The organism is Dietzia sp. oral taxon 368, from assembly GCF_002999155.1.
Taxonomy (GTDB): Bacteria; Actinomycetota; Actinomycetes; order Mycobacteriales; family Mycobacteriaceae; genus Dietzia; species Dietzia cinnamea.
In genome coordinates, this window is record NZ_CP027238.1 from 2,973,914 (window position 1) to 2,986,977 (window position 13,064).

5 protein-coding genes and 1 pseudogene are annotated in these 13,064 nt (G+C 65.2%); 4 read left to right on the forward strand and 2 right to left on the reverse strand.

Features of this window, described 5'->3' with window-relative positions; translation table 11 throughout:
• Positions 1-52: 52 nt before the first annotated feature.
• Both C3V38_RS13930 and C3V38_RS13935 read right to left on the reverse strand, forming a co-directional pair.
• The gene (locus tag C3V38_RS13930; protein WP_061229586.1) at positions 53-400 is read right to left on the reverse strand and encodes a hypothetical protein; all 348 of its coding nucleotides are present in this window, start codon (positions 398-400) and stop codon (positions 53-55) included.
• Positions 401-492: 92 nt separating this feature from the next.
• Entirely contained in the window at positions 493-927 is a 435-nt protein-coding gene (locus C3V38_RS13935; RefSeq protein ID WP_106386506.1) for a universal stress protein, read from the reverse strand.
• Positions 928-1,325: 398 nt separating this feature from the next.
• Here C3V38_RS13935 and C3V38_RS18370 point away from each other — a divergent pair.
• From C3V38_RS18370 to C3V38_RS13950, 4 genes and pseudogenes are all read left to right on the forward strand, one after another.
• Positions 1,326-1,670, forward strand: a pseudogene (locus C3V38_RS18370) (NERD domain-containing protein); the annotation flags it as partial.
• Between the two features lie 156 nt (positions 1,671-1,826).
• Positions 1,827-5,423, forward strand: a complete 3,597-nt coding sequence (locus tag C3V38_RS13940; protein ID WP_254426000.1) for a protein kinase — start codon at positions 1,827-1,829, stop codon at positions 5,421-5,423.
• A gap of 117 nt (positions 5,424-5,540) precedes the next feature.
• Positions 5,541-9,173 carry a BREX-2 system adenine-specific DNA-methyltransferase PglX gene (gene pglX / locus C3V38_RS13945; protein WP_254426001.1) on the forward strand — a complete coding sequence of 1,211 codons (3,633 nt, stop codon included), beginning with the start codon at positions 5,541-5,543 and terminating at the stop codon, positions 9,171-9,173.
• A 4-nt stretch (positions 9,174-9,177) separates the two neighbouring features.
• On the forward strand, positions 9,178-13,062 hold the full coding sequence (locus C3V38_RS13950; RefSeq protein ID WP_106386057.1) for a DUF6079 family protein: 3,885 nt from the start codon (positions 9,178-9,180) through the stop codon (positions 13,060-13,062).
• The last annotated feature ends 2 nt before the right edge of the window (positions 13,063-13,064 follow it).

Below are 13,064 nucleotides of genomic sequence, written 5' to 3' on the forward strand. Positions count from 1 at the left end.
GCGAACCGCCCCCCGACTCGAGGTCGAGGGGCGGCGCATGGTGCGGGGTGCGTCAGACGAAGACGGCGATCGCGACGTTGACGATGCCGAGCGCACCGGCCACATGGGCCAGCGTCGCGGTGGTGCCCTGCGCGCGGGCCTCCTTGCGGACGCCGAGGATGGCCACCACCAGGATGACGAGCGCGATGACCAGTTTGATGCCGATCTTCATGTGGTTGACGTCCACGTCGTCCATCTCCCGCAGGCCGACCAGCAGCAGGCCGGTGACCACCTGCAGGATGGCGCCGTGCAGGATCGCCTTGTTGACGTGGGGCGCCTTGATGGTCGCCAGCCAGCCGCCGATGATGCCCGCCAGGCCGATGAAGTGCAGGATGAGCACGATGTTGAAGACGATGTCCATACGGCGATTCTCTCAGGTCGGAAGGACATAACGCCTGCTTAGGGTGCCCTATGTAGCCGGCGTCTCGGCGGGCGTGCATCGGGTACCCCGGGTCAGGTTTTCTCCTGTCGCGGCAGAACCACCACCGGACAATGGGAGTGCGGGACGACGTGCTGGCTCACCGACCCGAGCAACATCCCGGCGAAGCCCCCGCGCCCCCGTGATCCCACGACTACGAGCCGGGCATCCCGAGACGCCGCGACTATCGCCTCCGCCGGGTGGCCACGCATCACCGTCTGCTGCACCACCGCATCCGGACCGAGGGTCTCGCGCACCGTGTCGGCCAGTACCTGCCTCGCTTGCGCCTCGAGTTCCGTGGCCGACTCCCAGCCCGACATCGCGTACGGGCCGTACACGGGCGGGACGTCGAACACCGTCAAGGCGACCAACGGCGCCTCGACAGTGCGTGCATGGTTCGCCGCCCAGGTCAGGGCCCGACGCGAATCTGGGCCACCGTCCACCCCGACGACGACTGGTCCTGTATCCATGAGCGCTCCTCCTTCGACAAGTTCGTCGACGGCGCTGGACATGTCGTGCACCGACGACACCTTTCACCGTAGTCGGGATGCCCTGGCAGCGCGCAGTTACGCTAGTTCGACGGTCACATGCGCGAACGTCGCGCGCCCTCGCTGCGCTCGGTTACGCGAGTTCGACGGTCGCATGCGCGAACGTCGCGTGCCCTCGCTGCGCTCGGTTACGCGAGTTCGACGATCTCCATGTACTCCTGGCTCCACAAGTCCTCCGTGCCGTCCGGCAGGATGATGACCCGCTCCCGAGTGCGCCTTGTTGGACTGATGTGAACGGGTTGCGCGTCTTGAAGCGTGCCTGTCGGTGTAGTGCACTAGGGTTTCTTTAGTCACAGGCACTATCAGGAGGTCGGTCAACGGTGCGGCAGGACAGCAAGCGTTGGACCGAGGTCTCCCGGTCGGCTTTTGACCATGAAAAGCAGGGGCTGGCACTGCTGGCGGGCGCGGTCCCCGACTCGTCCCCGTACCGTGTGTGGGCCAACTTCGAGTTCCAGGACTCTCACGGGCAATGGCACGAGGTGGACGCCCTCGTGGTGGGCCAATCCCGGATCCATCTGCTGGAGCTGAAGTCCTACCATGGCCGGCTCGGCGGGGATGAGCACCTGTGGGTGACCGAACGTCGCGGCCGGGTGGATCGCATGCGCTCCCCCATGGTCGCCACCCGTCGCAAGGCCCAGCGCTTCAAGTCTCGGCTCGAGGAGGAGATCTCCAAGATCGCCCGGGACCCGGAGAACACACGAATGGTCCGCGGGGCGGCGGCGAAGTTCGGCAGGATCCCGTGGATCCAGGAAGCGGTGTTCCTCCACAACCCGGCCATCCGATCCTCGTTGCCCCCCGGTAAGGCGCACAACATCTTCGGCGTGGACCCCGCCGATTTTCCCTTCGAGACCCTCGACACCGGCCTGCCCCCGATCAGTGAGCGGATCCAGGAACCCTCTGGCGGCAGCCGCATCAACGAGCTGCAGGAACTGGTCATCGCGGTGGCCATGCAGTCGATCGCTGGAATCGCGGTACGCGATCAGTACGCCGGTTCCTTCCTCCTGCACGACCGGTTGGACTCTCCCGATCCCCGGTTCCACGAGTGGGACGGCGAACACAAGGAGACAGGCGACGCGATCCGGGCACGAGTGCTCAACCTGGATTCGGTGGCTCACGAGGGCCAGCGGCTGAGCATGCGCAAGAACCTGCGCCGCGAGTACGAGTTGCTCGCAGGGCTGAACCATCAGCACATCGTCTCCCCGCGGAGCATGGAGACCCTCCGGGGTACTTCCGAGGAAGTCGTCGTCTACCCGGCGCTACCGGAATACCAGCCGCTGGACGTCGCTCTGCCGGGTGCCCGACTGTCTGCTGCCGAGCGGGCCGAGATCGTCCACCAGGTGGCCAGCGCCGTGCTCTACGCCCACCAGCATCAGGTGGTTCACCGCGGGCTGGACCCCGCCACAGTCCTGCTTAACGTGGAGCGTGTGTCCTCCCTTCCGGTGGACCGCCCCGGGCGGATCGAGGTCAAGGTCGACGGCTGGTCACGGGCCGGAACGACGGAAGCGTCCGGCACGGTCCTGGGGGCCACGGGGTCGGCTGTGACCAGCGTCAGCGTCGACGACGCAACAGCGGTGTTTCAGGCACCCGAGGCCTCGGGGATGCACACGCCAGACCGGCTCGCTGCTGACTTGTTCTCGCTGGGCGCGGTGGCGTACTACGTCCTCACCGGCGCGGAGCCGGCCTCAGACCGATCCGACCTGCTCGATCGCCTCGAGCGCGACCGGGGTCTGGACGTAACCGCGGTGACCAACGAATTCGACCAACTCCTCCGAGATTTGGTCAAGACGGCCACCGCGCCCGTGGTCTCTGATCGAATCAAGAATTTCCTGCCCACCAGCGCGACGCCCGGAGACACTCCGGTGCGCGTGTTCGTCGAGAAGTGGGACTCGGCAGCGGGCCAGGACGACACCCGCGCATCGAGCCCACAGATGGATGCTGCGGCTCCGATGATCGACGGCAAGATCGCCGACCGGTTTGTGGTGAAGCAGGTCCTCGGCTCCGGCTCGACGGCACTGGGAATCCTGGTCGAGGACACGGACGACCCGGACGGTCCCCCGAAGGTGCTCAAGGTGGGGCGTGACGACCAGGCAGCCGCTCGTCTGCGTGGGGAAGCGGAGGTACTGCGCTCGCTGGCCAAGGGACTGCCAGCCAAGTACTCGAAGCTGTTCGTGTCGCTATTGGCAGACCCCGTGGTGGTCCACAACAACCGTACCTGCCTGGTGCTGTCCAGCTGCGGCACAGTCACCCTGGCCGGCGCACTCCAGTTGGGTCCGGTCGCCCAGAGCAGGTTCTGGAAGTTCGCCGCCAATCTGGCGGACATGCTCGTGGCCCTGGAGGCGGCGGGCGTGGCCCACCGGGACATCAAGCCCTCCAACCTCGGAATACGACGGCCGGGCAAGAACGCGCACCTGGCGTTGTTCGACTTCTCCGCCTCCCGCGAGTCCCTGCACCACACCGAGGTGGGGACGGGCGCGTACAGAGATCCGTTCCTTGGCCGTCACGGGCGTCGCACCGCGGACTCGGCGGCCGAGCGGTACGCCGCGGGAGTGGTGCTCTTCGAGATGGCCACGGGTAGTACCCCGACGTATGGGGACGGACTCACGGACCCGTCCCTGACGGACGGCCGGGTGGCCATCGACCAGGACACCTTCCCCGCCGAGTGGAGCGACGAGGTCGTGGACGCCATGACGGCGATCTTCCACCGGCTCCTCGACGGCGACGTGCGCAGCCGCTACGGCTCCGCAGAGGAGTTCCGTGACGCGCTCGCTACGGCGACTTCCCTGTACGGCGGCGATCAAGAGCGTTCCCCCCGTCATGCCTCTCCCACTACAGAAGCTACTAATACGACGGTGATCGGCAGGGACGTCACTGCGCGAAGGGGCGACACACTGACCGCCACGACTGTCGCGCTCCCGGGGATGGGGCAGCTTGCCGAGGAGTTGCTGGCGCAATCGGGGAGCTCCCGCAAAACCGACTACAAGCTGGTCCGAGCGATCCTCGGACTCGCAGATGGCTCACCAGCAGATCCCTTCCAGGCGATGTCGGCGTTCGCGGAGACATTGCATGTGTCGCAGGGCCGGATTCCGCAGGTCACCGGCAAGTTCCCGGCCTTGTGGACGTCCTCTCCCCTTCTCCGGGACTCATTCGAAGCGATTCGCGGAGCCATCCACAGCGAGATTGTTCGGCGGGGAGGGGTCGCCAGTATCCGTCAGCTCGCGGCCGCTCTGGAACAGCTCCTGGGCTCCGACCCCAGCCGTAGTCGCGAGGATTTCGAGCGACTTCGGCTGGGCATCTTGCGCATGTTCGATCTCGGTCTGCACCGCGCCGCCGATGGGGCCGGCTCGGGAGTCGAGCTGATCCGGCGCGGCCGGATAGGTCACGTCATCGGCATGACGCTGCACCCGGAATGGGCCAAACCGCTCGCCTCCGAGGTGCACCAGGCCGCGCGAGACCTGCTGCAGGAGCCAGGGGTCCAAGTGGTCTCCCCCGAGCTGGTCGATCAGGAACTGGGTTCAGTCGCCACAAGCGTGCTGAGCAAACTCGCGGTTTCCCGGGAACGAGTTGGGATCGAGACGCTTCGGGAACTCGCCGTCGCTGGTGACCCGGATATGTCGATCAACACGGCCGGGGAACTCTACTCGACCCACATTGAAGTACGAGACCTCATCAGCCTGACGCTGCCCCAGGCTGCACGGGAGTTCTCTCTTGAGCTCCTCTCCGACTCGATCCGGGCCAGGTTCCCGCAGCTTGCCAGTCGCGCACCTCGGCGCGACGATGTGGAAGCGGTGCTGTCGGAGGCAATGCCGGGCATGGCGTACGACTCGGCACGCCGAGTCTTCCGGTACTTCTCGGACACGCCGGCTGGTCTGAGCGCAGTACTTACCCGAACCCCGTCCTCGCACCGGACACGGGTCGGCGCCGGCGAGGATCCCGTGATGGAGCAGCTGAGCAGGGCGCTCTCCGGAGCAGGTTTCGTCTCCGTGTCGGTGCCATACGGGCACAGTGACGAGATCGCAGACCAGCTCGCCATGCACGTCGGAGGTCAGGTGGTGGACCTGTCCGACAAGGTGCTGGGCAGGCTCGATGAAGCGCTCATCGCGAGCGGGCAGGAAAGCAAACGCGATGAGGTCCTGCAACTCGGCCCGGACCAGCTGCGGCCGGTGATGGAAACCCATGTTCGGTCGGTCCTTGACGAGGTGGATGCGTTGCCCGACCCCGTGGTGGTCCTCACGGAGGCATCGCTGCTGGCGGGGTATTCGCAACTCGATCAGCTCTCACGGTGGACCAACCTTTCCGCCCCACCCCAGCGGCCGGTGGTGCTGATTACCAGCCGCCCCACGGATGCCCCGGGGCAGCCGGATCAGGTGGAGGGGCGACAGTTGCCGATCACCAGTGATTCGCAGCTCGTCAGCGTCTAGCCGTTTATCACTTCTCAAGATCGTTCGGATGGCCCGGTTTCCGGAGCCGCCCTCAAGGAAAGGATGTGCCACATGGCTGGTCGTGCGCGGGGTGGGCGGAAGGCCCAGGATCAGACGTTGACGCAGGCGTTGCAGCCGGTGGTGCGTGACTTGGTCGAGGACATGCGCGAGCGATTGGAGGACGACGCCGACCAGGCGGCTGTGTGGAGGGCGCGGCATGCCGGGTTGGTGGAGGCACAGCGCACTGGTGCTACATGGACAGATTGGGTGGAGGATCAGCTCACGCAGGCTGCGGTGGGGTGGGTTCTCACCAGCGTGTTTGTGCGATTCTGTGAGGACAACGACCTGCTGGGGCGACATAAGCGGTGGATCAGCGGCGCCGATGCTGATGGGCGGGCCCGGGCGGTGGATGAACAGGAGCGGTTTTTCACGCAGAACCTTGATCAGGGGTTCCGCGGGTATCTGAGGTATGCGTTTGCGCAGCTTGAGCGTTCTCCTGCTGCTGCGTCACTAGTGGGTGAGCATGCGGCGATCCACATTGCTGAGCCGAGTGATCAGGCCGCGCAGCGGTTGGTGGAATTCTGGCGCCAGGCTGACGCGGAGAATGCGACCGCGTGGGCGTTGCACGATCCGCAGCTCGATACGCGATTTCTTGGCGATATGTATCAGGATTTGTCTGAGTACGCCAAGAAGAAGTACGCGTTGCTGCAGACGCCGGAGTTCGTGGAGGAGTTTATTCTCGATCGGACGTTGACGCCGGCGTTGGTGGAGCGTCGTCCTCGCCGTCCCCGGGCTGAGGAGGATGGGCGCACTGCTCCGGTGGATTTTAAGGTCATTGACCCGACGTGCGGTTCGGGCCACTTCCTGCTCGGGGCGTTCGGCCGGCTGCTGGATTACTGGCGACAGAACGAGCCGGGACTGGATTCGGCGGAGCATGTCCGGCTGGCGCTGGAGTCGATTCACGGGGTGGACATCAACCCGTTCGCTGTGGCCATAGCCAGGTTCCGGTTGGTGGTGGCGGCGCTCCAGACGATGGGCATGTCGAGCCTGTTGGATGCACCCCAGTTGCCGCTGAATGTGTACGCGGGAGATTCGTTGCTGTGGAGCGAGGACTCGGCTGGCCAGTCCGGTCTTGAGTACGGCATCTCCTTCGACCCGGACGCGGTGGCCAGCGGGGCACAGCTGACAACGGAGGACGTTGAGGCGCTGCGGCGAGTTTTGGCGCGGGATCAGTACGACGTGGTGGTGGGCAATCCTCCATACATCACGGTCAAGGACAAGGCGCTTAACCAGCGCTACCGCGAGTTGTACAGCTACTGTAAGGGCACCTACGCACTCACAGTGCCGTTCATGGAGCAGTTCCACGCCCTCGCCAAATCCGGAACGATGGACAAGTCGCGTGCGGGATGGATCGGGCAAATCACATCCAATTCGTTCATGGCGCGCGAATTCGGCGTCCCTCTCATCGAAGAGTTCTTGCCGCGGAAGGACCTTCTCGAGGTGATCGACACCTCCGGCGCCTACATACCTGGTCACGGCACGCCCACGGTCACGCTGGTGTCGCGGAACCGGCCACCGCAGGCAGATGCCGTGCGGGCCGTTCTCGGAATTCAAGGCGAACCAGGCGCACCTGACGACGCCGCGCAGGGTCTCGTATGGCGAAGCATCGTTGAACACATCGACACGCCGGGTTACGAAGACCAGTGGATAAGTGTCGAGGGCCTGCGCCGAAATGTGTTGGCCAGACATCCATGGTCGCTCCAAGGCGGAGCGGCCCCAGCACTTTCGCAAAAAATCGATACCAAAGCCCACATTCTGCTCTCTAATAGAGTGCAGGAAATTGGATTCGGAGCGGTAACGCGCGAAGATGAAGTGTACTTCGTTGGGGCCGCGCGGATTCGTCAGATCGCCGCGCAAGAATATTCGCGTCCGTTCGTGGTCGGCACGGATCTCCGTGATTGGTTGGAGCCGCAGTCGGACCTAGCGATTTGGCCTTATAGCGATAGTAATCTTAAGGCGTCTGCGAACGAGTCCTTGCTGAGCTCTCTGTGGCGGTATCGCAGGTCCCTATCGGAACGGACCGCATACGGGCGTACGCAGATCGAGCGCGGCATGAAGTGGTATGAGTACTCGATGTTCTTCGAGAAGAGATTCGCAATTCCGAACTCTATAGCGTTTGCTTTTGTTGCTACGCATAACCATTTTGTGTTGGATCGGGGCGGGAAGGTGTTTAATCGCTCCGCGCCGGTGATTAAGTTGCCGGAGGGCGCTGGCGAGGACGAGCATCTCGAGTTGCTCGGTGTACTGAACTCGTCGACGGCGTGCTTCTGGCTCAAGCAGAACAGCCACAACAAGGGCAGCACGGTGGACAACAAAGGCGCGCGGACCACGCTCGTACCCTGGGAAAATTTCTACGAGTTTACTGGGACGACGTTGAAGGATTTTCCGTTGCCTGCGGGGTCTGCTATGGAGCGTGCGCGGCGGATTGATGGTCTTGCGCTTGAACTGGCGGCGGTTGATCCGGCGGCGTTGTTGGAGCGCGAACTGCCGTCGGCGGAATTGTTTGCTCGGGGTGAGGCCGAGTGGGAGCGGATCCGGTCGCTGATGGTTGCCGAGCAAGAAGAGCTCGATTGGCAAGTGTACCACCTGTACGGGTTCACCGAGGCCGATGAGTCGCTGCCAGTAGGCGAAGTTCCGGGTATTGCGCTGGGTGAACGCGCATTTGAGATCGCTCTCGCCCGCAAAGTGGCTGCCGGTGAGGCGGAGACGGCGTGGTTTGAGCGGCATCGATCCACCCCGGTCACCGAGATCCCTGAGCATCTGCCCGAGGAGTACCGAACGGTTGTGGAGCGTCGGCTTGGTTTGATCGCTCAGGACCGGTCGCTGGAATTATTGGAACGGCCCGAATACAAGCGTCGCTGGTCCTCCACCCCGTGGCAGGACCGGGTTCGGCAGGCGCTGGCGTCGTGGATTCTGGACCGGCTCGAGAATCCGCAGTTGTGGAAGGCCGGCAACGGTTATCCGCAGCCGCAATCGGCACGCCAACTCGCCGCACGAGTAGACACCGATCCACTGCTGGACGGCGTGGCCGGGGCGTTGGAGCTGTGGTCGACCACACGCCAAGCCGGGGTGTTGGCCAACCTTCTCGAACTATTGAAGGACGAGGCGGTACCCCATCTGGCTGCAATGCGGTTGAAAGACTCCGGGCTGCGTAAATTCGCTGCGTGGCAGCAGACCTGGGACGCCCAGCGGGCTGAGGACCGTGGCGAGATCACCACTGCCGACGTGCCGGTTCCGCCGAAGTACACCTCGGCCGATTTCCGGAAGTCGTCCTACTGGCAGGCGCGCGGCAAACTCGACGTGCCCAAGGAACGGTTCATCTCCTACCCCGACGCCTCCGGGCCCGATGATCCCACCCCGATGCTCGGGTGGGCAGGCTGGGACCACGCAGAGCAAGGCATCGCGCTGCTGTCGCTGTACGACGACCGCAAAGACGACACCCCAACCGAGCGACTCGTCCCGCTCGTAGCTGGACTGGCCGAGGTCATGCCCTGGATCAGGCAGTGGCACTCCGGTATGGACGCCACCCTCGGACTGGACTGGGCCGACTACCTTGACGGCCAACTGGCCCCCCTCGCCGACAACGTGGGCGTTGCCGTCGACGACCTCGCCAACTGGCGACCCGCCCCAGCGACCCGCGGCCGCACACGCGCCGCATCAACCGCTACTGCACCCGTTACGGAAAGCTAGACCCATGGCCTTCACCCCACCCGGCGCCCCAGCACCCGGCACAAGCCCCTCCTTGCGGGAGATCTTCTCGATTCCCGACCATTCGGGTACCTCGACGTTCGTACTCCAGCTCTCCGAGGCCACCACCGCCGACGAATTGGGCGCCACCCTCGCCGACTACGTGGTGACCCCCTCCATCGCCGACGCCTTTGACGCCGCACTCGCCCTGGTCGATAGCGCCATCGCCGAAGGAGAGAACAAGGGAGCCTTCCTCAAGGGCTCCTTTGGCTCCGGTAAATCGCACTTCATGGCTGTGCTCATGGCCTTGCTCAGCGGAAACCCTCAAGCGCGGATGATCCCCGAGCTACAAGAACACGTCGCCCGCCACCCCCGTGCGACGAACTCGACAATCCTTACCCTGCCATTCCACTTCCTCGGCTCCGACTCCATCGAGGACACGCTCTTCACCGGGTACCTGGAGCAGTTGGCCGAGCTGCACCCCGACGCCACACCGCCAGTCCTGCACCGCGCCGAAGGTCTGCTGGAGAACGCAGAACAGATGCGGGCGACCGTCGGAGACGAACAATTCTTCGCGACACTCGCGCAAGCGACCACTGGCCCGGACGGGACCACCTCGTCGTCGTCGACACCTGGCGGTCTCGACCTGGCAGCGCTCGGCGGCGCTCCCGCCCGCACCTGGGACACCGCCACCTACGATCGCGCCCGCCACCCCGCGGCCGACCGCATCGATCGCGACCACCTCATCTCCGCACTCAGCCAAACCTGGTTCACCTCGGCAAGCACCAACACCGACTGGCTGCACCTACCCGACGGTCTCGCCGCCATCTCAGCTCACGCCAAAGGGCTCGGCTACGAGGCCGTGGTACTGCTGCTCGACGAACTCATTCTGTGGCTGACGTTCCACTTCTCCAACCGCGACTTCTTCGGTCGGGAGATCCAGAAACTCACCGGATTTATCGAATCCGCGCAAGGACGCATGTCGATCCCCGTGGTGAGCTTCATCGCCCGCCAGCACGACCTCAAGGCATGGAAAGACTCCTCCATCGAAGCCGGCGAAGCCGCCAGCATCCGCGAGAAGTCCATCGCCCACCAGGAAGGACGCTTCTCCTCCATCACCCTAGGGACGGCCAACCTTCCGCAGATCGCGCATCGCAGGCTGCTCTCACCCAAGGATGCTTCAGCAGCAGCCGCACTCCAGGAATCGTTCGACAAGCTGCACCTGTCGGCCGCCGTCAAGCCGGTCCTGCTGGACAAGGTCAACACCGACGATCAGCACCGCGGCTCCAGCGAAGACGACTTCCGGCTCACCTACCCGTTCAGCCCCGTCCTCATCGACACCCTCATCAACCTCTCCTCCGCCATGCAGCGTGATCGCACCGCGCTCAAGGTGATGGAGACGATGCTCGTCGAACTGGCCGACACCATAACCATCGACCAGGTCATCCCCGTCGGTGAAGTGTTCGACCATATCGTCGAAGGCAACCAGCGCGGAGGTGCTGACGAGACCGTGGCCGCGCGGTTCCGCACCGCGCGGACCCTGTGGCACGACAAGCTCCGGCCCGCCGTGTTCGCGCAGTTCCCCGACCAAGACCCGTCCGTTCCAGACCTACAGCAACCTCGCGGTGTTCGCGCCCGGCTGCGGCTGGCCAAGACGCTGCTGCTCTCGGCCCTGGCGCCCGAGGTGCCCGGCCTCAAAGCGCTGACTGCCAGCCGACTCGCCCACCTCAACCATGGTGAGCTCACCGTCGTGGTGGCCAGCGACGCCCCCGCCCAGGCGCTGCAGGCGGTACGCGAATGGAACACCTCGGTCCCCGAGATCACCGTGGGCACCGACACCACCGACCCGCTCATCTCGATTACCCTCGAAGAGCTGCCGTTCGACGAGATCCTCGACCGTGCCAGGGCCGAAGACACCGACCCGCGGCGCCGGGAGCGGCTCAGGTCGATCCTGATCAACGAACTCGGAATCGAGTCGGTACCGGTTCAGCAGGACGGCGCCCGCAGCACGCAAATCGTATGGCGTGGAACCACCCGCACCGTCGAAATCGCCTTCGGCAACGTCCGAGACGCCGAGTCCGTACCCGACCACCTCGTCTCCCCCGTGGCGCCCGGGGCGTTGCGGGTGATCGTGGATCTCCCCCTCGATGACGACGACAAGTACGGCGTCACCGATGACCACGCCCGCCTCGACCGGATGCGCGCCGACGGCCTCGACGCGTTCAGTCTCGCCTGGCTGCCCGCGTTTCTCGACCGCAAGCAGACGGAGGACCTGGGCAGGCTCGTCACGATCGACTGGGTGCTTCAGCCGGAGAAGTGGCGTGGGTACACCAGCTACCTCGCCGAGGGCGACCGCGAGCGGGTGCGGCAGGTCATGTACACCCAGCGCGACCAGCTCTCCGGGCAGCTCGCGGCCATCCTGCGACAGAAGTACGGCGTCACCGGCGGTGAGACCTTCCCCGAAGGGCAACCTCCCGTCCGTTCAATGGATACCACCGTCGACGTCCAGAGGCCCGTGGGCGCGACCCTCGGTGAAGCCGCACGGCGCCTCTACGAGCAGGCCTTCGACCAGCGGTACCCCGACCACCCGCGGTTCGACACCACCACCGCGCTCACCCAGGCCGATTTCGGTCGCGCCCTCGAGACGCTCCGAGCGTCCGACTCCCACGCGGACGGTCGGGCGAACTTCGACAAATCCGTACGCCGTTCCGTGGCGCTGGTACTCGGAGGACTGCGGGTAGCCAACGTGTACGAGGCACACCTGGTGTTCCCCAGCTCGGAGTTCTCTACGTTTGCAGGACAGATCGACCGGGGACTGCAGGACAGCGGACTCGGCCCAGACGCCCACGGCACCGTCACCGTCGGGGACCTCACTCAGGTGATCGACAAGCTCCGGCAGACCGCGGGGCTCACCAAGGAAAGTCTCGTGTTGCTCGCCGCTGCGTGGGCCGAGTCCCGAGACCGGAGCTGGTTCCTGCACAACGCGCCGATTGCGGCTCCCGCATTCAAGGACATCCAGCTCCACCACCAGCTCCGCGAGCCCGTTCTGCCCGCGCAGGAAGACTGGACCCGGGCCGTTCGGGCTGCCCAGCACCTGTTCGGGCTGCCTGAGCGGCACCACCTGTCCCCCACCAACCTCACCCGCCTGTCGACCGAGGTGGCCAGCTACGCCGCCGAACACAAGCAGGGCAGCGAGGACCTGGTCCAGCAGCTCTCCAAGCTGAGTGCGCGACTGGAGCTGCCGGAGGATGGGGCCCGGCTCGCACTTGCCCGCCGGCAGGCAGAACTCCTCCGGACTCTGGCGACAAAGAAGGACCGGCCCGGGGAACTCGTCGCCGCTCTGGCTGCCACCGAGGAGTCCGGCAACCGGTACCTCGGCGCGACAACCACAGAGGCGAGCCTGTCCATTACCAGCGCCGCTGACGTGGCCGCGGTGGCACGGAACGTGGGGCAGAGCCTTGAAACCCTGCTCGCGGGTCGCGGAAGGCCGGGAGCGCTGGGCGCGGACGCTCAGACGATCGTGTCCGGGCTCGCCGCCGGCGTGGGCCAGCACGAGTTCGTGACCAACTTGGCAACCGCAGTCGGCAAGTTCGAGAAGGCCGCGCAAACGTGGATCACCAAGGTCGTGGGATTGGTCGACTCTCCCCCGCCTGCGCCCACACCGACGATCGTTCCTGATCCGCTCGACGATCCGGTGCCGCCCGATCCGCCGAACCCGCCGGTTTCGGCAACGGAGATCGAGATCAAGGGCAGTGGCACCCGCCGACACTTCTCGGCCCAACGGTCGCAAGTGGCGTCGGCAGTGGAGACCGCCCTGAACGAGCTCCGAGAAGCTCATGGCGAGCACGTTCGCTACCGCATCGACATCGTGGTTGAGGAGGACCAAGCGTGAGC